Genomic DNA, 23,554 nt, shown 5'->3' on the forward strand with positions numbered 1-23,554 from the left:
GTTTATTTTATTAAAAAATATCCTTTTTAGCTTTAAAAAATCTAAATTTTTAATTATTTTCTTCTTTTTGATTATAACTTTAGCTTTTTCAGTAATTTTTACAACTAATAGTTTTTCAACCCAAATCGAAAATAACACTTATTCGTTTTTAAAAAACAATAAGGCACCAAATTACTCTTTAGCTTGAAACCCAAACATAAATGTAGATGAGAAAAAAGAAAAAAACATTATTAAAGTAATTTCAGAAATGGCTCCTGGTGGACCTGCTAAATTAGGTGGTGGTTTTTCTTTTATCTTAGAACCTTTTCGTTATTCTTTTATTTTAAGTATTAATAATGAAAATATTGGAAAACAAAATTCAGAATTTTATTCAAATATTTTATTCAGTCAAACTTCAAAACTTAATATTTTATATTCAAAAAACCACATAAATTTAAATAAAAATGACATTTTTATTTCCAATCCTATTGCAAAGTCAAGCAATATTAAAATTTCTTCAAAAATTAGATTAACCCTAAAGCAATCTCTTACAGATGAATATTTCCAAAATATTCATTTTAATGTCCAAAGTATTGGATATTCACCAATTGACATCTTAAATCAAGATACCAATACTTTAATATTTAATCCAAAAAATGAACACTTTTTTTATGCTAATGATTCTTTTTTAGCCAATAATAACTCAAACGAGGGAATTTTTTTCTTTGCAGAAAAAAACGGCAAGATTATTAATAATTATGGTGATATTAGTGATTTTTGTCAAAAGTTAGACAGTAAAATACATATTAAATTAAAAAATGAAATCGATAAAGATACGGCTGAATATTGATATAAAAATAAACACCCCATTTTTTTTAATAAATGATTTTTAACTAATGAAAACATTGTTTCTGGAATGATTAAAATTAACTTTTATGTTGGCTATTTTTTGGCAGCGATTATTTTTATTTTTTCTTTTTTAATTTTTTTAATTGTCATAAAAAAATTTATTGAACAAAGAATTTTAGAAATTACAACTTACAAAACAGTAGGTTATTCAACATTTCAAATTACCTTCCCATTTATATTATTTCCAATTGTAATTTTTTTTATTTCATTTCTGGCTTCAACCACTTTTTCTTTTATTGCACAAGAATTTTTAATAAAAAGTCAAGAAAAAATTTTTAATATTTATTCTTCTTGTTTCAATTTAAATTGACCCTTCACATTAACTTTATTTTTCTTTGTTTTTATTATTTCTCTACTTTTAACATTTGCAACAACTTTCATTTATATTAAAAAAAACATTAAAGCAAATTTTTCTCAAAAAGAAAATATAAAACCAACTACTTTTTCTTTGTTTATATCTTATATTACTTTTTTTTACCCTTTTAGGATAAGATTATTTTTTGCTTTTAGTTCAAAGATTATTGGAAAAATATTAGTTTCATTTTTTTCCGCTCTTACTTGTGTAATTTTATTTATGGTTTCTATTTCTGGAAGTTCGTTTTTATCATCAACTTACAATTCTTACAACAATGACAATAATTATAATTTTATTTCAATAAACACAAACTACAACTATTTATCTAACATTCAAACCCCTAATAATCCAAAGATAATTGAATCTGAAGAAAAATACAGCGATAATTCCCGTACACTTCCAATTATTATAGACAATGATACCATATTAGAACAAAAAGATAAAATTATTATTTCTGATGACACAAGTATTCAAAAAGCAGTAGATGAAATTTTTAGTTACAAAGAAGATAATCAATTTGATCCATATTATTTTCAAATTTCTTTTGAACCATTGGCAGATAAAGAAGAATTTTTTAAGAAATTAAATGAAAGAAACGAGAAAGAAAAACAAAAACAAGATGACCGTGACACTATTAGCGCATATGATATGGCATATCTTCGATCTAAAATAATAGGTGCTGGTATTAATAAAATTAATATTAATTTTATAACAAATCAATCTGGATTTTTAAATAAAAATTATTTTTTTAGGGGGACCGGGTTATTAAAATCTTCTAATACATTAGATACAAAAGTATCTTTACTTATCGCTGATAAATATTATTACAATAATGCAGGGTATAAAAAATATTTTAGCAATTTAGATTGGAATTTTTTTATTCAATTAAATATAGATTATCAAAAAAATGAAGAATTTTTTCAATCTAACAAATATATTCCTGTAATTATTGGAAGCGGATTTGCAAAAAAATATTCACTATCCACAGGAGATACTTTTGGTAATAATCTTTTTTCTCCTGTTGATTCTCAAAATACACCAGAAAAGTCATCAGAAAAGTTTTATGTATATAAAATTTTTAAATGAACCAGTTTTAACAACGCTTTTTATTACAAGGCTGATTTCATTTTTACTTCAGATCTTGTTATCAGTAAATTTTTAAAAAATAATACCCCTAACGATCAAGCTTTTTTAGTATTTTGTGATCTTTTTGACAATGACGTTAACAAAATTACACCAGATTATGTATCCTTAACAAAATCAAATTGTTCAACAAAAACTCCTAAAGGAGATCCTTATAACTACACTTCAATTACGGCACTTGGCTAGGGAACTTTAAAAATTAAAAAAAATAATGTGTTAAATTTAATTTCTTACAATTTCTCCGTAATTTCTGTAGTATTAATTATTGTTTCAATAGTTTCATCACTTTTATGCATTTTGGTTGTAAGTATGATCATGAAATTTTTTATTGAAGAAAATAGTTATTCAATTTCAGTACTAAAAGCGATGGGTTGAACTTACAGAGAAATTGTTGGATTTTTTGGAAAAATAATTGTTCCTTCAATTATTTTAGGATTTTTTACAGGTCAGTTTATTGGAAAAATAATTTTAGATAAAATTTCTTGATTTGCATCTAGTAATACCGAAGAATATATTAACCTATCTAGCAATTATTATGTTATTTTAATTGCTTGCCTTTTTACCTTAGTATTATATTTAATTGTATTATCGATAAATTTTGTTCGATTAAAAAAAATAAATGTCGTAATTTTGTTAAAAAAATAGTTATAATATTATTGCTTAAAAATATTATTTTTATTATTTTTTTGACTTATAAAAAATGTACCATATTGCAAAAAATATTTTAAAAAACATTTTCACTTTAAAAGTACAATTTATCTCATTAGTATTTTTAATAGTTATTTTCATTAGTGTTTTTTCATCTTTTACACAATTTTATTCATTAACAAATCAAAGTTTTAAAAATTTTGTTAATGAATCAAACCCCTCGCTTTTTTATTTAGATATTTCAAATAGTAAATTTAATAAGGGGGCTGGATCTAATAATATTTTTGACGGGAAAGAACCTTGATCTAAGGATTATGCTCAAAGTGAATCAACTAATCAATCAGATATTGGGTTAGACAACATTGTTTCAACTTTAAGCTGTAAAATTTCAAACTTATTTCCAAATTCTACCAATATATGTTCTCCCGATTCAATTAAAAAATTTGATTTAAAAAATGCAGCATTTAATGTTTTTTTTCGCGACACCAGATTTTTTAAGGATGGTTTTAAATCTTACAAAATTATTAATTTAGATGATAATTTAAATTTATCAAATCGAGTAGAGCTTCTTGCTGGCAGAACTCCACAATGAAGTGATGAAATATTATTAGAACCAAACTACGCATACAAAAACAACTTAAAAATTAACAGTTATTTTAAAATAAATACCGAACTTTTTCATGTTGTTGGTTATGCAACTTCTTTTGATTTTTCTTATCCATATGAATCAAGCGATAATTTTTTAAATAATAATAAATTTAATTGTTTGGTTTATACTTATAAAAACGCTTATTATTATTTAAACAGTCATCTACCAGGAAAATTTTTAATTGCCAATAGTAATCAAAGAGAAATTTATCTTTATGGTAGTGTAAAGGACAAGAGTAATTTAAAAATTTTTGATCAAAAAAGAAATGAAATAAAAAAAGTTATTAACGAAATATTAACCAAAAACAATATTAAATATAATTTTTATTTTTATGATGATACAAATTATCCTTTTTACCAAAGAACCCACTTTTTTTCAACATTTATTTATTATTTTTACTATTTTGAAATATTTTTTATTATTCTTATAATGACAACAATTTTTTTAATTTTTTATAATATTTTCTTAAAAAGATTGTCACAAGAGTCATCCTCAATTAGAAATTTTTATTATCTTGGATTTTCTATAAGAACAATTATTACTACCTATTTAATTTTTCCCACAATTATTTTTTTGTCTGCAGTTTATGTTTCATTGTTTACTAGTATTTTAATTAATGTTTTTTTAATTCACATTTTTTCAAATTTTTTTGTTATTCCCATCAAATTTAGTTTTTCATTATTTTTTTATATTATATTGGGGGTTTAATTGCTGCAATAATTTCTTATTCTATGGTTTACTACCAGATTAAATATAAAATTATTAAGAAAAAGATAACATATGAAAGCTAATAAAAAAATAACTTCTAAAATAAAAAGAAAATTTTCTTTATTTCTTTCTAACAAATTAGTTTTAAACAAAATAAGATTTCAATTTGCAAGACATGAAAAAATAAGAATTGCTACCAATTATTTTGTTTTAATTCTTGGATCTTTTTTAATGCTATTATCCTTTTTTGTTCCTTCAATTTTACTTACATTTCTTTATGGATCAATTAATAGTGTAAAACCTTACAATAGTTATGTAAAATATCAACCAATTCCCTGAAATGATTTTCATGGAAATATGATTTTAGGTAATGTTGATAAACAACCACCAACTAAAGATAATTGACAACACGCAGGTCTTCCAGCATCTACGGTTGATAATTATCAATGATTTAATGAAGATGAAAAAAATATTTATGGATTTTATAACACTTCGCCAATTTATCCAACTTTTTTACCTTCTTCATCAAAAAATTATAAAAATAACGATAACTTTTTACACTATTTAGGTCCAGAAAATGGAAGTACAAAAAATCCTACTACATATCTAACTGCAACAGCAAAATATTTTGGTGGTTATTTATTTGATCAAAATTGATTAAACACAATTGGTGATAAAAGTTCTCAATCAAAAATAATTTGTCAAATGATTGGTAGTGAAAAAGATAATGCAGGGGAATGCATTGTTGAATTAATGTCAAAAAAACTTCCTCAATATGTTTTCAATAAAGTTATTTCTGGTGATAGTTTTTACCCTAATTCTTCAATTTCATTCGGCTTAGTTCCTTTTGATCCAGTTACAGATAATAAATTTACCTATATCGAAAGTAAACTTTTAAATAAAAATTTAGAAATTTGAGGAGTTAATAAAAACTTTGAAAACTCTGATGTTACCAACGTTTTGTATAAAGATTCCTTAAAAAGCGATGATAAAGTTATTAATGTAGTAGTTAATACTGCAGTACAAAAATCATTTAATTTAAAATTAAATCAAGAATATCCGATTACTTTTTTTCAAAATTTAGTAGAAAATAACAAAAAAAATGCTATTCAGCCATTCGATACTCATATTAACATGGAAAGTAGATGAGATGATACAAATGCAAATCTTATTTGTATTCCTGGAGAGAGTTATTCTGATTGTGTATCTTTAAATGAACCCCAAACCAAAGAAACTGAATGACTTCCTCATTATACTTATGGAATTTTTAATAAAAATATAAGCACTCCCCCGGCAGTCGATCAATTACCTTTGACAGTTGATGATAGTATTGCCCAAAAAGTTTTAGAAAATAATTACAACATAATACAGAATAATTTGACAGATTATAAAATTAAGGTTGTTGGTAAAGTGAGTCAAATTTCTGATTTTAAAGTTTATGCAAAACAACAAGATATTAATAATTTAATTTTTGCAAATTACAGTGATGTTGTAAAAGACAAGAGTAATATTATTAAAGCAGAAATTTTTAAAAAACTTTATTTTAACGGTAAATTTTCTAAAAAAATTCACTTGGATGATGAAACCAACATTAGTTTTTTTAATCCTTATGGTGATTATACACAACAAGGATTAAACGGGGGTAAATTCCAATATCCTATTTTTGATAATGGTGTTTTTAATTCGCAATCAATCAGTGATTACAAATCATTTTCTACCTCAACAGTGAGTGATGAGTGAAGCCACGCTCTATTTTTTGATAAAATTTATCAAACTATTGGCGGTTTTTCTTTATTGCTTATTCTTTTTACGGTTTTAGTTTTTCTTCTATCTTTTGTAATTATGCTTTCATGTTGTAATATTTTAATTCACGACAACAAGAAGCAAATTTTAATTATGAAATCTTTAGGTTACAAAAACAAAGAAATAAATTCTGTAACTACAGGAATATTTTTTATTACAATTATTTTTAGTTTTTTAACGATATTAATTGCCTCATACATTCTTGGATATTTTTTAGTTGAAAGTTGTTAGGTTCTATTAATTGATATATTTCTTATTGGTTTATTATTATTTCTTTATTTTTTACTTTATTACTTTTACTTTTTATCTACTTTACTGTAAAACATTTTACTATTAAGTCATTAAATAAACTTGATATGAAACAAGTCTTGCAAAAATAACATGCTGCTATTAAAAAATGGAATAAAGTCTATTTTTTCTAACTTAGTTCAAGTATTTTCAATTTTTTTTCTGCTGTTATTATCATTCAGTTTGTTTATAGGAATATATAACAGTAGCGTAAAGTACGAAAAAAAATTTTATGAAATTGTTAACAAAGGAAAATTAAATGATTTTTTCTTTTCTTACAAAGACATTATTAAAGATAATGCAGAAAAAACGCAAATTTTAGATTATTTAGAAAATAGTCCGGGTAAAACAAGTAAATTTGTTAATGATTTAGAAAAATCACATTTTTCTTTAGATACAGACACAAATATTGTTTATCAAATTGATACTTCAAACTTCAAAGTTGACAACAAATCACTCAACAGTAAAAATAAAAAAAAAGATTTTTTTACATTTTTTTTTATTAGTAATTCAAACAATATCAACTTATCTCTAGATTATCAGTCATTGGATAAAACACCATCCCCAAAACCAGATCCAAAAAACCCAGAAATTTTTTTAAGTCCAATCTTTGCAAACTTTAATAACATAAAAATTGGAAGTACTTTAAAAATTGAAAATTATAATTTTAAAGTAAAAGGTTTTGATTACTTACCTCAATTTTGTTATTATGATTTTAAAACTTTTCTTTTTCCAACTTATTCTTTGCAATCATATATTGTTGCAGATCCAAGTACACTTGCAACAATTTCACCATTAAATCAAAATTTCCAATATTGTTATAAGTTTAAAGACAAGAATAAGATAAATGAAGAAAACTTTTACAAAAAAGTATCCACCTTACTAAAGGATCATGGCATTAATAATTTAACTGTTTCAAAACCCTTTACCAATAAGGATTTTTTTACAAATATCGTTCAAACAAGAATTCTTGCTAGTAGAATTTTTACATTTTCAATCTTATTTATTATTATTGCATCAACAGAACTTTTAATTATTTTTTTTACTAAAAGAAAAATTGAAATAAATAAACCACAAATTGGAATTTTAAAGTCATTAGGATACAAAAATTATCAGTTAGTTTGAAATTACTTACCATTTTCTATTTCACTAACAACTTTTGCTTTTATTTTTTCTCTACCTTCCTTGTTTTTAATTAATTATTTTGTTGATGTCGTACAAAGCAGTTTCTATTCCATTTTAGTTTCTAGAAATGAAATAATTTGATGAATACCATTAGTATCATTTATCCTTGTTTTTTCAATTATTTTTCTTTTAACTTTAATTACTTCATACTTTATGTTAAAAGAAAATGTTTTAAGTATGATTTTTGGAAAAAAAAGTTCTGTTGTTGTTAACAGATTTCTTATTAATATTTTCTTCTGAAAAAGACTGGGTAAAACTCCAAAAATATTTAGCTTTAACTATCGATTAAGAACGGCAATTTTTTTAAGTTCTTTAAAAAAAAATTTATTTGTTTTTGGAACTTCAACAATAAGCTCGTTTTTAATTTTGCTTTCTTTAGTTGGAGTAACATTTTTAAAATCTTTTATTTCTAATGTTAACGATAATATTAACTTTTCATACAGCTATCAGTTAGCAACTGTTTTTGATAAAAAAGAGGGCTTGGATTCCCAAAAAAACATTTACTTAAATGAAAGTGATCAAAAATATAATATTTTACCAAATACAAAAAATTGAAAAGACCTTGAAGAAAAGATTGAAAACAAATTTTTTAATAATTATCCGTTTTTTATTGAAAATAATAAAAAAACAATAGTTCTTAATGAAAATAATGAATATTGTATAGAAAAAGATTGCAAAACTCCAGATGCAATTTTTAATGATATTAAATATCCTATTTCAGAAAATTATAAAAATCAGATTAAAAACTCATTAAAAAGACTTACAAACGATCAATCATACAAATTATGTTATAAATGTGTTTTTATCGAGGAAGATGATTTAACCAACTTGAATTTTTTATTTTTTTACAATGATAATAATTTTCTTCTTTCAACATTTAATGAAACCGACAAAGAAAGAATAAATTCTTTTTTACCTAAGTTATCACAAAATATTTTAGATGAAACAAATTTTAGTATCTTAAAAGACAGAGTAATTTTAAATATTGTTGCATCTAAAAAATTTCAGTTATTATACAATTGCAAAGAGGGTGATACAATTAATTTTAAAATAAATAATTTATTAGTTGAAATTAACATTAAAAAAATTGTTGAAACTCAAGATCCTTCAAGTGTTATTTATTTAATGGCTAATGATGATCAGTTATCAGAATTAAGAAATAAATTTTCATCTATTAATCTAAATCAATATTCTGAAATTTTTTCTCACAATGATAATAACTACAAAAATGAATACGATTCTTTTGTAAATATTGATAATACATCTTTTTCTTTAAATAATATTTTAATTTTACCAACAATTATTTTAACTATTTCAAAAGATGATATTTTAAATGCTGTAAAAAAAAATGTAAATTTTATTTCAATTTCTTTTTATATTTTTAGTTTTTTTAGTTCTATTATTAGTTTTTTTATTTTACTATCAATTTCTAATTTGATTCTTTCAGAAAACGCCAAATTAATTATTATTTTAAAGTCTGTAGGTTATAAAAATAAGGAAATAAACTTACTTTTTTTTACAATTTATTTTTCTACGGTAATCATTGGAATCATTACAGGAATTATTTTGAATTATTTCATTATGAATCTTATTGTTAACAAAGTAGCTTTGATTTTAAAGATTCAATTTTATTTGCCATTTACTTGATGAATCATTCTTATTACTTTTTTTTCAGTAATTTTAATTTTTATTCTTACTTTCTTTATCACAAAAAATATTATAAAAAAGTTAAAATATTATCAAACTTAATAACACATATTAACTAAATGATTAAAGAAGAATTAGAACAAAATTTAAAAAAATTTAAAGAAATTAAAAAGTTAAATAACAATTGTTTATACAATAATAATTTTCCTGTAAATATTGATGTTGAAAAAATTATTGTAAAATACAAAGATTTTTCTAAAGAAGAACTTTTAGAAGTTACTGAAGAATTTTCTTTATATGGAAGAATAATTTTAAAAAGGCAATTAGGAAAAGCAATATTTTTTAGTTTAAAAAATAATAATTTTACGTTACAAATTTATTTATCTGTTGACACTTTAAAGGATCAAAATAAATTTTTGTTAGCAACCTATTTGAATTTACTAGATATTATTTGAGTAAAAGGAAAAATTTTTCGCACAAAAGTTGGTGAACTTAGTTTAAAAGCTTCTGACTTAGTTTTACTTTCAAAAAGCAATTTACATCTACCAGACAAACATTTAGGAATAAAAAATATTGAATTAAAATATCGAAAAAGATACTTAGATTTAATTCAAAATAACAAAAGTTTTGAAGTTTTTAAGACAAGAACCAAAATAATAAAATTAATTCGTAATTTTTTTGATCAAAAAGAGTATTTAGAAGTTGATACCCCAATTTTACAACCCATTTATGGGGGAGCTCTTGCAAAGCCTTTTAAGACTTATTTTAATTATTTAGGACAAGATATTTACTTAAGAATTGCTCCAGAACTTTACTTAAAAAAATTAATTGTTGCTGGGTTTTCAAAAGTTTATGAAATTGGTAAAAATTTTCGAAACGAGGGAATGTCACCTAATCATAATCCAGAATTCACAACAATTGAAGTTTATGCTGCCAATGAAAATTTAGACTATATGATAAAAATTTCAGAAGATTTAATTAATTATTTATTTGATTCTTTAAAGCTTCCAAAAAAATTTAAATACAATAATTTAGACATTCAAATTTCTGAAAAATTTGAAAAAATGTCAATGGTTGAAGCAATTTTAAAGTATAAAAATATTGACTTTAATAAAATTTTGGATTTTGAAACTGGAAAAAAATTGGCAATTGAACATAATATTGAAGTTCAACCATTTCACAACTCTCTAGGACATATTATTTCTTTATTTTTTGAAAATTTTGTTGAGGAAAAATTAATAAATCCAACTTTTATAACTGAATTTCCAGCAGCAATATCCCCGCTTGCAAGAAAAATTGAAAAAAATCCGATGTTCACTTATCGATTTGAACTGTATATTGGAAAAAAAGAATATGCAAATGCCTTTTTTGAAATTATTGATCCCCTGGATCAATTAAATCGCTTTATTTTACAAAAAGAGGAAAAAAAACAAGGCAATTTTGAGGCTTCAGATATTGACTACACATTTATTGATGCCTTATCTTATGGAATGTGTCCAACCGCAGGACTTGGAATTGGGGTGGATCGACTAATTATGTTAATTACAAATTCTTTTTCAATTAAAGATATTATTTTATTTCCTCACCTTAAAAGTTTTGAAGAATAAAAAAGATCATCAATTAATTTCAAAATTAATAAAAACAACCAACAAAGTAATTTTTAATTGTTTGCCAATTTACAATTGCAAAGATAAAAAATTAGTTGACAATATTGCAACGCTAACTTATGAAAAAGAGTTAGATAAATTTAAAGATCAATTTGAAGTTATAAATTGTGAGGGAATGTTGGATAAAGTTGAGATTGTTAAACTTTTAAAAAAATCCCAATATGAAAATATTTTTGATTTAACAATTGATCCAGTTGAGGGGACAACAAATTTTTCTCAAGGAAAAAATCCTTCTGCAACGGTAATTTTATGTACCGAAAACCGAAAAACTTTAAAAATTCCAGAAATGTACATGAATAAAATTTTTTGTCAAAAAAAGTTTGAAGATTTTTTTTGAAAAGCTTCATCGATTGAAAATTTTTTTTTAGTACTTTCAAACAATTTTAAAAATTTGAAAGTTGTTGTTCTTGATAAACCAAGACACAAAAACATTATTAAATTTTTAAAAAATTTAAAATTTGATGTCACCCTCATTTCTGATGGCGACTTGTTATATTCAGTCTTAGTTTTATATCATGAATTTGATATTATTTATGGAATTGGTGGCAGCCATGAAGGTGTTATTATGGCAGGTATTGCGATGAGTTTAAATTATTTTTTTGCTTTTGCCTTTTGTCTTTCAAATAATATTTACAAAGAAATTGATTCAGAATCGGAAAAAAAATTTTTAAATACCCATAAATTTACAACAGATCACTGATATCCAGCAAATTTACTGATAGAAGATAAAAACCCTTTAGTGATATTTTCTTTTTTAGATAATTTTTTTTATTTTAAAAAACCTAGAGTATATCCAAAATTTTTAGAAATTGATTCTATAATATGTTACAATTTATCACTTATTAAATACATATCTGAATTAAGTTATGATAATAATTAATAAAAATAATAAAGAAAGTATCCTTTTACAGCTATTTAAATGACTTTTTATGAGTTAATATATATTTTATCTCCAAATCTATCTGATAAAGAAATTGAAGAAAATAATCAAAAAATTGGATCTATTGTTGAAGTTTTACATTTAGAAGATTGAGGAATTCGTGAACTTGCTTACAAAATAAACAAATTTACCACAGGTCATTACGTTATTTTAAAAATTAAAACAAATCACGATAAGTTACAAGAGTTAAAAAATTATTTTGTGGTAAACAAAAATGTGATTCGCTATTTAATTATTAATTTGTCAAAGGAAAAAAACTATCAAATTCCAGAGAAGTTTGAAAACTTTAAACCCTTTGACTTTGATAAAGCAAAAAAACCAAGAAAGATTGAAAAGGAAAGAAAAAAACCAAGTGAATAAGGTATTTTTAACTGGCAATCTCATAAACATTAGAACTTCTGCCAATCCCAAAGGAAATTTAAATGCTTATGTAACTATTGCTCCCGCTAACTGAAGAAAAAAAACTGATCAAAATCAAAAAACACTTTTTTTAACTGTAAATTTTTTTGATGTTTCTCAAAATTATTTAGATAATTTAAAAAAAGCTCGTATTATCTCAATTGAAGGGCATATTTCTACATATAATCAAAAAGTGACTGAAGAAAAAATTATTAAATCTTTATCAATTATTTCTGATCGTTGCCATATTTTATTGTATAAAAAATTAAAATCTGATGATCAAAATGAAAATTTTGGTGATTTTAAAGTCGAAGAGCCTGATTTTATTTATGAAAAAGAGGCAAAAAGCGAAACTAAAGACAAAAAAAATTCAAGTGATGGTGATCTAGATAATTTAGAAGAAACAATTTTTTTAAATGATGACGAAGGATTATTTTAAGTTATGAAACCGCGTAAAAAGAAAAAAATTATTAAAAAAAAAAGAAATCGCTGCTTTTTTACCATTAATAAAATTGAATATATTGATTACAAAGATATTGAATTATTAAAAAAATTTATTTCTGCGAATGGAAAAATTTTATCACAAAAAATTACTAATAATTCTGCAAGTAGTCAAAGAAAATTAACTACAGCAATAAAAAGGGCAAGGCAAGTAGCTTTAATTCCATATATTGTAAGATAATTTTGTGTATCGTATTTTTAGATTTGTTTTTTGATTTTTATTAACAATATTCTCTTTTGAACTAATTTATCTTTTATATTTTTTTTCATTTTTTGAAAAAACAAGCAAAGATGTTTTTACTTATGAGTTCTTAGTTTTTTTTAATATTACCATTTTGTTTTTTTCATCTTTTTGCATTTTGTATAAAATTAAATTTTATTGGACCAGAGAAAAAGAAATTATTGAATCTACCGCCAAAAATGTTTTTAATTTTGCAAAAATTGGACTTTTATTTTTCAACGATGAAAATGAAATAATTTGAATCAATGAATACTTAAAGCTTCGCCATAAAAAGCTTATTTTTTCTTCAATTTGGGAATTATTTCCAAGAATTATTAATATATACAGTCAAAAAAAAATTTCTGTTGTTGAAAAACTCGACGATTTTTATTACAATATTTTTATTTTTTATGACCAAAAAATGATGATTTTATTGGATAATACAGATTACCGAAATTTGCTAACAGAATATGAAAATAATCGTTTAGTGGTTGGAATTTTAAATGTTGATAATTATGAGCAACATAAGAATTTAGCGCTAAATTACAATGAAATTAAATTTAATAGCTTAGTTAATGGGGTTATTTCTGATTGATGTGAAAAAAATAATATTTTTTTTCATTCTTTTGAAAAAAGTAAGTTTTTACTTCTAATGACAAAAGAAATTTTAGATAAATTAAAAAATAACAATTTAATAGATGATTTTTTAAACGAAATTAAAACAAAAACAAAAAATTTTAAATTTCCAATTACTTTCAGTATTGGTATCGGATATGGAAGTAATGATCCCTCAGATATTTTTCAATTTGCTACAAATAATTTACAAAATTGTATTGCAAAAGGGGGCGACCAGGCTCTTATTACTAATATAATGAATAATTATTCTTATTCTGTCGGGGCAAACTTTGAACAAAGAAGTTATTCTAAAGCTTCAAAAATAATGTTTTTTGGAAGAAGATTGATTAAAACATTAGAACAAACGGAAGAAATTGTCATTTGTGGGCATCAATTTGGCGATTATGATTGTGTTGCTGCTGGAATTGGGATGTATTATTTTTGTAAAAACTTTATTTCTAAAAAGACTATTTTAAAAGTTTTAATACATATTAACCTTTTGGATGAAAATGTTAAAAAAAAAATTCAAAGTATTATTCCAATGAAGGATTTGGAAGCAATTTATTTTTTAACCCCAGAAAAATATAAAATTACTAAATTAAACACAACACTTATTATTGTTGACACACATATTGGAAAAAGAATTGAAAATCCCGATTTATTATCAATGAATTTTACCAATTCTTTTGTTATTGACCATCATATTTTTGATCAAGACAAGTCTGTTAAAATTGATGATGATAACATTCTTATCGAACCATCTGTATCTAGTACTTCAGAAATAATTTGCGAACTAATTTTTAATTTGGTGAAATTTCTTGAAAAAATTCCAAAATATGTTTTCGATTTATTTTTAACTGGTGTTTTATTAGATACCGATCATTTCCGTAAAAGAACCTCACAAAGAACCTTGGAAATTACCTCAAAATTGCTCGAAAATAATGCCCAAATTGAAGTTGCAGAAAATCTTTTGACCGACACAATAGAAGTTGCAAACATTAAAAACAAAATTTTAAAAAACACTTTTTTTTATAAAAATAAATTTGCAATTGCCATAGCAGATGAGGACTTAAGAATTTCGATGAGCATTATTGCCCAAGTTGCCCAACAATTATCATACTTAGAAGAAGTAAAGGCAAGTTTTGCTATTTCATACAACAACAATGGGGATGCAGCAATAAGTTGTAGATCTGCCAAAAATTTTAACGTTCAAGCAATTGCCCAAGAATTAGGTGGGGGCGGACACTTTTCTGCAGCTGCAGCCCAATGAAAAAATAAAACCATTTATCAAATGCAAAAATATTTATTAACAATATTAAAGGAAAAATAATGAAAGTAATTCTTACAAAAGATCAACCAAATCTTGGGAAAAAAGGTAGTATTATTGAAGTAAAAGACGGATTCTTTTTTAACTTTTTAAAACCTAATAATTTAGCAATGATTGCAAACGAAGCAAACTTAAAAAATCTTCAAAAAATTCTTGAAGAGAAAGAAAAACAAAGAGAAGAAAATTTAGAAAAAATTATTAAATTAAAAGACTTAATTGAAAGTAAAAAAATGGAATTTTTCTTGAACATGAAAGACAATAAGATCTTCGGTTCCGTTAATAAGATTGACTTAATAAATTGTTTGAAAAATGAATATAATATTAAAATAGGAAAAAATGATTTTTTAAATTTTTCTCATTTTAATACTTTAGGAGATCATACTGTAATTATTAAATTACCCCAAAATATTAAAGCAACTTTAACTTTTGAAATAAAACATGAAAATTAGCGAAGATATCAATTTGTCTAAAGACAATCCAAAAGAAATTCCAAAAAACTTAGAAGAAATTTTTTTAATTTGCTGTTTAAAAGACAAAGAATATTTAAAATTAATTCGTTCAGAATTAAAAGAAACTTATTTTCAAGACAAACATTATCAAATAATTTTTAACAAAATTTTAAATTTAGATGATGAAAAAATTTTAAGTTTTGAAGCTTTATTTTTGTCATTTAAAAATGAAAACTTAAAACCAACTGAAAAGAAAAAAATTTTAAATAAAGTTTTAGAACTTAATCAAGATATTGTTATTAATAAAAAGCTTCTGCAATTTTATTTAACAGAACATCTAAAAAGTTATGAATTTAATAAATTTGAAAATGATTTTCGAAGTTTTTTAGCAAATCTTAATGTTTCCAATTATGAAAATGAGTTATTAAAACTTTTATCAAGAATTCAAGAAAACAAAAAAATTTTTAAAAGTGACAAATTTGTCAAAATTTCAAAAGTTATTTCAAAGTTAATTGAAAGTTTTAATGATAAAAATAAAACAACTTTTTTACCATCTGGTTTTAAGGATTTAGATAATTTAATTAATGGATTTTATCCTGGAGAACTTATTATTATTGCAGGAGTTACTTCGATTGGAAAAACTTCTTTTTCTTTAGCACTTCTTTGAAATATTGCTAAAACTTTAAAAGAGGATGAAGAATGTATTTATTGTTCGTTTGAAATGACAAATGAACAATTACTTACAAGAATTGCTGCATCAGAATTGTCAATTGAACTTTCAAGAATAAATATGAAAAATTTTTCCGATTTTGAGGGGCAAAAATTTTTTTATTTTGAAGAATACATGAAAAAAAATGACCGAATATCTTTTACTTCAAACTCTGATTATAATTTAAAAGAAGCCGATGATTTATATTATGAGATTAAAAAAAGAGCCTCAGGTAATTTTAAAATTTGCGCCTTATTTGTTGATTATCTGCAATTAATGTCATCAAAAAATATTAAGAACAAACACGAAGAAATTTCATATATTACGAAAGTATTAAAAAAAATTGCCTTAGAATTTAATATTCCTGTGATTGCATTATCACAATTTTCAAGAGGCGTCCATTCAGATAAAAACTCTAGACCAAAACTTTTTCATTTAAAAGAGAGTGGTTCAATAGAGCAAGATGCAGACTTGGTTATTTTACTTCATAAAGATCATGAGAAAGATAATGAAAATGAAAATGGAATGATATCAAATGACCCAACAGAAGTTGAATTGATTGTTGCAAAAAATAGAAATGGTAGAATTGGTACAGTAAAACTTCGTTTTATGAAAAATTTCTGTAAATTCATTAGTGATGAAAAACCCGCGAATTAAACTTTTTAAAATTAAAAAAAATTTTACTTTTCTAGCATTTTTTCTCTTAATTCTTTCTGGTTGTGGTACAGATTTAAACTATCAAATTAACACCAACATTATTTCAAGTATCGACAATAATAAATCACTTTCATGCCTTACAGATATTTCAAAACTTTTTTTGAATTATCCAACTTATTTTAGCAAGGGTAAGGTTGTAAAAGATCTTGATCAACTCGCCGATATGCTTGAGGACTCCCTAAATCCCGATCCCGATCCCCGTCCAGTTCCTTCAGGTGTTATAAGAAACTTACTTTCATTTAACAGCGAAGATAAAGAAGATCCTTATCGTTTTTGTTTTGACCATTACGACAGTATTTATTTTTATGTCGATGGCGGAGGTTCTTTTGTTAATTGTGATCCCGCAGTTGATGGGGTAAAATATTGTGTTGGCTATGGTGGTGCCATTAAAATAAAAAAAGATATACAATACTATTGATTTTATTTTAATGACTCATTAAATAAAAATGAGGATGCAATTGATAAAATCACTGAAATAACTAAAATTATTCTAGTTTAAGATTAAATAAAATAAAAGTTTTTTTTGATTTTTAAAATTTTTAATTAAAATATATAAAAATTATTAAATAAAAAATAGGAAAAAATAAATGAGCGAAAAAATTTATGTATCTGGTGATAAACCCGGAATTGGAAAATACAAGTGCATTGGATGTCCTTATATTGTAGAAATTATAAGTGATGATGAAGAACTTGAAGCTTGTCCAATGTGTGGCATTGAAGAATACATAAAAGTTGAATAATCTTTTAAAAAAATTAGAAAATAGCGATTGAAAAGAATTTTTTCTCTTAGAAGAAAAAAAACCTTATTTTAAGACTCTCATAAAAAATATTAATATTTTTTATGAAAAAGATACTTGTTATCCAGAAAAAAAAGATATTTTTAATTGCTTTCTTTTTACCCCTCTTTCAAAAGTAAAAGTAGTTATTCTTGGTCAAGACCCCTACTTTATTGAGGGAATGGCGCATGGTTTAGCCTTTAGTGTTGCAAGTGGTAAAAGTAAAAGTTTAACTAATCTTTTTAAAGAAATTTACAATTCTTTTGGATTTACGAGAAATAATTATAATTTAACTGATTGGGCAGAAAATGGAGTTTTACTTTTAAACACGATTTTAACAGTAAAAAAAAATATTCCCCTTTCACACAAAAACATTGGCTGAGAAAATTTTTCTGAAAATTTACTCTTATGACTTTCAAAAAAAAAAGATTTTTTAGTTTTTTTATTATTGGGCAATTATGCCAAAAGCTACCAAAAATTTATCACTAATAAAAATTTTAAAGTCTTAATGTTTTCCCATCCAAGCCCCTTTAGTTATGAAATATCTTTAAAAGGTTCTAGATGTTTTTGAAAAATTAATAATTTATTAAATGAAAGAGGCCTTAAAGAAATTGCCTGATAAAGTTGATAAAACTTTCGAATATAAATTAAACAATAACAAAAAAGTTAGAATTATTGATAAGAGTTACTTAAATACCAAAAATCTTGTAAATATTTCTGTTTTTACCGCTGCTAGTGTTAGTTTAATCATTCTTTTAGTTTCATACACCCCAATTTTAGCAGTTCCTACTTTTAGAATTGCTTTTGAAGGATTATTTGTAAAATTAGTTGGATATATTTTTGGACCATTTGTTGGAATTATTGTTGGTCTTATAACCGAAGTTTTAATTAATTTTTTTCGACCCAGTTATATTCACTGAGCCTTTTTTTTAACGATGATTTTATATGGATTTTGCGGGGGAATAGGGTTTTGAATTAATAAGCGTTGTCCAGATGTTAAAAAAAAAATTTATGTTCTTTTTATTTTATTTTTAATTTTACTTCTTGCAGTTGTATGTTTATACATTATTGCCATAACAGTTCCTTATTTTCAAGATCATTTAATTAGTGATCAGATAAGAATTACTTATCGAAGTTACTTAATTATTATTTCTGGTTTTTGTTTTTTATATATTTTGTCCTTAGTTTTTTTTGTTTTTTATCATATTTATCGAAAAAACTGAGAATTTTTGTCAGAAATCACAACCATCATCATCTTTACAGTAATTATTGACTTTGGAATTACAAATCTTATTATTCCGATTGCTGATGCAGATATTACAAATATTGGTTATTCAGGTCTGGTTTTTGTAAAATTACTTTTTTCTCCATTTATTTCTTATTTTAATATTGCTATTATTTACACCGCAGTTTATGTTCTTAAAAAAATAATTTATGAAAAAAAATAGTATCGAAAAAATTTTTAACATTAATGTTAATGCCTATCGAAAAGATAAAAATAATGTTTTGAGAATGAAATTCATTTTATTAAATGAATTAAAGTTAACAATAAATTTTAAAATTATTGGTATTACAGGAACTAATGGTAAGGGTAGTTTAACCCAATATCTATACCACGGCCTAAAAAAAAAATATCAAAAAATTGGGATTTTTACTTCACCTCATCTGTTAGATTGAACCGAAAGAATTTCCATTAATGAAAAAAAAATTTCTAAAAAAGCTTTTTGATCCTATTATAAAAAAATTTCTTCAATTATTGAAAAGTATCAATTAATATTTTTTGAAATCTTTTTTTTAGTTTCGATTTTGTATTTTTTAGATCAAAAAATTGATCTTTTAATTTTAGAGTATGGAATTGGAGCCAAAAATGACTGTTGCAATTGTCTTGAAAACGATTATTCTGCCATTACAAACATCCAAATCGATCATAAAAATTTTTTTGCTAACTCACTTTTAAAAACCTTAAAAAATAAAATTTTTATTTTTAAAGAAAAAAGTCAAAATATTGTTTATTTTCCCGAAGATATTTTAAATTTATATGAAAAAAAAATTAAAAAAAAGCATAGTTTTATTAATGTTAAAGATTATTTAAAAGATATTAATTATAAAGATGGTTATTATTTTTTTTCTTATAAGGGAAAAGCTTACCAACTAAAAACTTTTTCCTTAAATCAAGTTTACAATTGTTCGATAGCAATTGAAATTTTTTTACTTGAAAAAATTTTATTTGAAGATATTTTTAACACTTTAAAAAAAATTACTATTAAAGGGCGATTTCCAGCTCATTTTCACAAAAATTGTATTTTTGATCCCTGTCATAATTTAGCAGGAGTAACTTCTTTTATCCACTCATTTAAAAATTTTCAAAAATTTTCAGGATTTTTTGAAAATTATGCAATTTATTTTACTTGCCAATCTTTAAAAGATTGAAAAAATATGATCCAAATATTAAAAAATAATTTTTCAAAACATAAAATATTTTATATTGTGATTAAAAATAAAAATTTTTTAACAAAAAAACAATATCTAAGCCAAAATGTTGAAGAAACCAATATTATTGTTCTCAAAAATTTATCAGAATTGCTAAAAGCACAAAGCGATAAACATCATTTTTTTATTGGAAGTTTCCATTTTCTAAAATACTTAAAAAAAATTTATTTTTAAAAAAATTATTTAAAATAAATTAAATTTTTTGGAGTTTAAAAAACACTTTTATTTCAAATTATCTCACAATAATTTTTACTTTTTTAACAATTTTTTTCCTAATTTTTTCATGGGTTCTTGATAAATTTTTTGATGTAAAAAGTTTTGAAAAAAAAGCATTAATTAAAAAAACTGTATCTTCAATTATGTTTATTGATTTGGCAACCATCTTACAAGTTATTCAAAAAATTGTCTTTGGGCCGGTTTCAAAATTTTTTCAGTTGCCACTTTCAAACATCCCTCTCGCTTTATGTGGGATTTTTAATGGCTTATTTATGGGATACTTATCAGGAATAATTTACGATGTTATTCAGCTATTTACCGGACTTCTTACCAGTTTCAACATTGGATTTACTTTTCTTAACGGAACAATTGGCTTTATTTCAGCACTAACTTTTTTAACCGTTAAAAAAATATTTTTGCTTTTTAAAAACAATGAAAAAAATAATGAAAATTTTATTTTTTCAATATTTATTTATTTTTTTTTATTTTTTATTATTTTTTTAGCTTTAATCGTAATTTGAAATTTTAATAATTTTTATCAATATTTAAACCATCAATATGGAAATAAAACCATTACAACAATTCTTTTTTGTCTATTCTTTTTTCTTTTGGTAATGCTTTTATGCTTAACTTTATTTTTTTGAAGAAATTGTACTAAGAGACCAGAAAAAGCTAATATTTACCTAACAATTTTTCTAGCATTTATTTTTCAATATTTATTTATTTCTCTATTTATGACCCCAATTTTATTAAATGTTTTTTACAAAATTCCTTACAAAATTTCCTATCTAAAAATTTTTATTCAGCCACTTTCTTTTTTTACAGCAATGTTTTTTACGATCTTTCTTTACAACAAACTTAAAAAATTTTTCTTTTTTAGCTTTTAAAGAAATAAGATTATAAAATACTAATTACAATCTTTTAGCATATTAAAAAAATTTATTTTTAAAAAAATGATTTTAAAATAAGTATGAATTTTAAATTTTTTTGGAGTTTAAAAGCACTTTTATTTCAAACTACCTCACAATAATTTTTACTTTTTTAACAATTTTTTTTCTAATTTTATCTTGATTTCTTGATAAATTTTTTGATAAAAAAAGCTTTGGAAAAAAAACATTAATTAAAAAAACTGCAACTTCAATTATGTTTGCAGATCTAGCTGTCATTTTAGAATTTGTTCAAAAAATTGCTTTTGAATCAATTTCAAAATTTTTTCAGTTCCCACTCTCAAACATCCCTCTTTTTTTATGTGGGATTTTTAATGGTGTATTTATGGGATACTTATCAGGAATAATTTACGATCTTATTTTATTATTTATTGGACTTCTTACAAAATTTTACATTGGATTTACCTTTACCAAAGGACTAATAGGTTTTATTTCTGCATTAACTTTTTTGATTGTTAAAAAAATGTTTGCAGTTTTTAAAAATAATAAAAATTTTATTATTTCATTTTTTATGATAATTTTTTTAGCTTTTATTGTTTTTTTTGCTTTGTTTTCAATTATAAATATTAGCAAGTATTATCAATATTTAAACCATCAATATGGAAATAAAACCATTTCAATAATTCTTTTTTGTCTATTCTTTTTTCTTTTGGTAATGCTTTTATGCTTAACTTTATTTTTTTGAAGAAATTGTACTAATACGCCAGATAACGCTAATATTTACTTAACAATTTTTCTAGCATTTATTTTGCAATACTTATTTATTTCAATCCTTATGTCACCAATTTTATTAAATTTGGTGTACAATATTCCCTACAAAATTTCCTATCTAAAAATTTTTATTCAGCCATTCTCTTTTTTTCCAGCAATATTTTTTACATTCTTTACTTACAATAAAATAAAAGACTTCTTTTTTTAAAATGATAAAAAAAACTAACTTAAAAATTTTTTGTTCTTTAGAAAAAAAAATTACCAATATTATGATCGAAGATAATACTTTTACCTGTTATCTTTGTGGACCTACGGTTTACAATCATATTCATATTGGAAATTTAAGACCGATTTTATTTCATGATTTGATCACAAAATACTTTTTATACTTAAATACTAAAGTTATTTTTGTTCATAATATTACTGACATTGATGACAAAATTGTAGAAAGAGCAAAAATTTTAGGAACCACAGAGCAAGAAATAAGTAAAAAATACTATTACGCATATTTAAATATTTTAAAAAGTTTTCTCATTAAGAGGCCCACATTTCTTCCCAAAGTTACTTCAAATATCAAAGAAATTAAAATATTTATTGAAAAGCTTGTTTTAAAAAATGCTTGTTATTTTTTAAAAAATGATGGCGTTTACTTTAATGTTTCAAATTTTAAGAATTATTATTTTTCACTAAGTAAAAACAAAGAAGAAAAATTAATTTCTAAAGAGAGTAACAAACAGAGCCCTTTAGATTTTTCCGTTTGAAAACTTAAATCGGATGGAAAAACTTGAGTTTCTAAATTTGGTAAAGGAAGACCTGGATGACACACAGAATGTGTTGTACTTATCCAAAAGTTTTTTCAAAAAACCCCAATTTCTTTACATGGAGGGGGAATAGATCTAATTTTTCCCCATCATGAAAATGAAATAATTCAAAATTTGGCTTTAAACAACAACAAACTTTCAAGGAATTGAATCCATTTTGGGTTAATAAATTTTAATCATCAAAAAATGTCAAAATCAAAAAATAATTTTTGATATGCAAAAGACTTTTTGACAAAATACGATCAAAAAGTTTTAAGATTTTTTTATTTTGAAAAAAATTACAAAATTCCTTTAAATGTCTCTTTTGAAAGACTTGATGAAATAAAGGACTTATTTTTAACTTGACAAAAAATTTTTAATTGTTTAAATTTTTTTGATTATTTTTTAAAAAGTAAAAAAATAAAAGTTTCCTCGACTGATTTTTTTAAAGAAATAATAAGTTTTTTTGAAAACAATTTAAATACCGCAAAAATAATTGACTATTTAATTAACTTGAATAAAAAAATAAAAAAGTTACTATCTTTAAATCAGTACGAAAACGCCTTAAGTTACTTTAAAGACTTAAAAAAAACTTATATTTTTTTAGGTTTTGATTTTAAATCGAAAAAATATTTTAAAAATGATATAAAATTAGTCCTAGAATGAAAATTTTTATTAAAAGAAAAAAAATATAAATTGGCAGATAACATTCGAAAATTACTGAAAGAAAAAGATATCCTTTTAATTTTTTAAATA

The 23,554-nt window shown here is 23.2% G+C and carries 21 protein-coding genes; all 21 read left to right on the forward strand.

Going from position 1 to position 23,554, the window contains the following annotated elements; all coding sequences use genetic code 4:
• Positions 1-67 precede the first annotated feature (67 nt).
• The 21 genes from JTY60_RS00725 to cysS all read left to right on the forward strand — a co-directional run bounded on the left by JTY60_RS00725 (position 68) and on the right by cysS (position 23,551).
• On the forward strand, positions 68-2,572 hold the full coding sequence (locus JTY60_RS00725; RefSeq protein ID WP_434414740.1) for an ABC transporter permease: 2,505 nt from the start codon (positions 68-70) through the stop codon (positions 2,570-2,572).
• Between the two features lie 27 nt (positions 2,573-2,599).
• Positions 2,600-3,031: an FtsX-like permease family protein gene (locus JTY60_RS00730; protein ID WP_434414741.1), complete on the forward strand. Its 432-nt coding sequence runs from the start codon at positions 2,600-2,602 to the stop codon at positions 3,029-3,031.
• A 55-nt stretch (positions 3,032-3,086) separates the two neighbouring features.
• Positions 3,087-4,391 carry a hypothetical protein gene (locus tag JTY60_RS00735; RefSeq protein ID WP_434414742.1) on the forward strand — a complete coding sequence of 435 codons (1,305 nt, stop codon included), beginning with the start codon at positions 3,087-3,089 and terminating at the stop codon, positions 4,389-4,391.
• A gap of 72 nt (positions 4,392-4,463) precedes the next feature.
• The gene (locus JTY60_RS00740; RefSeq protein ID WP_434414743.1) at positions 4,464-6,425 is read left to right on the forward strand and encodes an FtsX-like permease family protein; all 1,962 of its coding nucleotides are present in this window, start codon (positions 4,464-4,466) and stop codon (positions 6,423-6,425) included.
• 150 nt (positions 6,426-6,575) lie between these two features.
• Positions 6,576-9,416, forward strand: coding sequence for an FtsX-like permease family protein (locus JTY60_RS00745; RefSeq protein WP_434414744.1), 2,841 nt, complete (start codon positions 6,576-6,578; stop codon positions 9,414-9,416).
• A gap of 17 nt (positions 9,417-9,433) precedes the next feature.
• Positions 9,434-10,921: a lysine--tRNA ligase gene (lysS, locus tag JTY60_RS00750; protein ID WP_434414745.1), complete on the forward strand. Its 1,488-nt coding sequence runs from the start codon at positions 9,434-9,436 to the stop codon at positions 10,919-10,921.
• Positions 10,911-11,861: a fructose-bisphosphatase class II gene (locus JTY60_RS00755; protein WP_434414746.1), complete on the forward strand. Its 951-nt coding sequence runs from the start codon at positions 10,911-10,913 to the stop codon at positions 11,859-11,861. Before lysS ends, JTY60_RS00755 begins: the two co-directional genes overlap by 11 nt.
• Before the next feature lie 39 nt (positions 11,862-11,900).
• Positions 11,901-12,281, forward strand: coding sequence for a 30S ribosomal protein S6 (rpsF, locus tag JTY60_RS00760; RefSeq protein ID WP_434414747.1), 381 nt, complete (start codon positions 11,901-11,903; stop codon positions 12,279-12,281).
• Positions 12,274-12,759: a single-stranded DNA-binding protein gene (locus JTY60_RS00765; RefSeq protein WP_434414748.1), complete on the forward strand. Its 486-nt coding sequence runs from the start codon at positions 12,274-12,276 to the stop codon at positions 12,757-12,759. Before rpsF ends, JTY60_RS00765 begins: the two co-directional genes overlap by 8 nt.
• 3 nt (positions 12,760-12,762) lie before the next feature.
• The gene (rpsR, locus tag JTY60_RS00770; RefSeq protein WP_434414749.1) at positions 12,763-13,002 is read left to right on the forward strand and encodes a 30S ribosomal protein S18; all 240 of its coding nucleotides are present in this window, start codon (positions 12,763-12,765) and stop codon (positions 13,000-13,002) included.
• Between the two features lie 4 nt (positions 13,003-13,006).
• The gene (locus tag JTY60_RS00775) at positions 13,007-14,986 is read left to right on the forward strand and encodes a DHH family phosphoesterase (protein ID WP_434414750.1); all 1,980 of its coding nucleotides are present in this window, start codon (positions 13,007-13,009) and stop codon (positions 14,984-14,986) included.
• A complete protein-coding gene (rplI, locus tag JTY60_RS00780; protein WP_434414751.1) occupies positions 14,986-15,432 on the forward strand; it encodes a 50S ribosomal protein L9 in 447 nt (148 codons plus the stop codon). Before JTY60_RS00775 ends, rplI begins: the two co-directional genes overlap by 1 nt.
• Positions 15,422-16,798 carry a DnaB-like helicase C-terminal domain-containing protein gene (locus JTY60_RS00785; RefSeq protein ID WP_434414752.1) on the forward strand — a complete coding sequence of 459 codons (1,377 nt, stop codon included), beginning with the start codon at positions 15,422-15,424 and terminating at the stop codon, positions 16,796-16,798. The genes rplI and JTY60_RS00785 overlap by 11 nt, the downstream gene beginning before the upstream one ends.
• Positions 16,779-17,357, forward strand: a complete 579-nt coding sequence (locus tag JTY60_RS00790) for a hypothetical protein (protein WP_434414753.1) — start codon at positions 16,779-16,781, stop codon at positions 17,355-17,357. The genes JTY60_RS00785 and JTY60_RS00790 overlap by 20 nt, the downstream gene beginning before the upstream one ends.
• Positions 17,358-17,445: 88 nt before the next feature.
• Positions 17,446-17,598 (forward strand): hypothetical protein, encoded by a 153-nt coding sequence (locus JTY60_RS00795; RefSeq protein ID WP_434414754.1) that lies wholly within the window; start codon positions 17,446-17,448, stop codon positions 17,596-17,598.
• A complete protein-coding gene (locus JTY60_RS00800) occupies positions 17,591-18,256 on the forward strand; it encodes a uracil-DNA glycosylase (RefSeq protein ID WP_434414755.1) in 666 nt (221 codons plus the stop codon). Before JTY60_RS00795 ends, JTY60_RS00800 begins: the two co-directional genes overlap by 8 nt.
• Complete coding sequence (locus JTY60_RS00805; RefSeq protein ID WP_434414756.1) at positions 18,225-19,082, forward strand: ECF transporter S component; 858 nt, start codon at positions 18,225-18,227, stop codon at positions 19,080-19,082. The genes JTY60_RS00800 and JTY60_RS00805 overlap by 32 nt, the downstream gene beginning before the upstream one ends.
• Complete coding sequence (locus tag JTY60_RS00810) at positions 19,069-20,298, forward strand: Mur ligase family protein (protein ID WP_434414757.1); 1,230 nt, start codon at positions 19,069-19,071, stop codon at positions 20,296-20,298. The genes JTY60_RS00805 and JTY60_RS00810 overlap by 14 nt, the downstream gene beginning before the upstream one ends.
• 185 nt (positions 20,299-20,483) lie before the next feature.
• Positions 20,484-21,227: a hypothetical protein gene (locus JTY60_RS00815; protein ID WP_434414758.1), complete on the forward strand. Its 744-nt coding sequence runs from the start codon at positions 20,484-20,486 to the stop codon at positions 21,225-21,227.
• A 100-nt stretch (positions 21,228-21,327) separates the two neighbouring features.
• Positions 21,328-22,206 (forward strand): hypothetical protein, encoded by an 879-nt coding sequence (locus tag JTY60_RS00820; RefSeq protein ID WP_434414759.1) that lies wholly within the window; start codon positions 21,328-21,330, stop codon positions 22,204-22,206.
• Position 22,207: 1 nt separating this feature from the next.
• Entirely contained in the window at positions 22,208-23,551 is a 1,344-nt protein-coding gene (gene cysS, locus JTY60_RS00825; protein WP_434414760.1) for a cysteine--tRNA ligase, read from the forward strand.
• Positions 23,552-23,554: the final 3 nt, after the last annotated feature.

The sequence above is a fragment of the symbiont of Argiope bruennichi genome (assembly GCF_051094275.1).
GTDB lineage: Bacteria > Bacillota_I > Bacilli_A > Mycoplasmatales > SG1.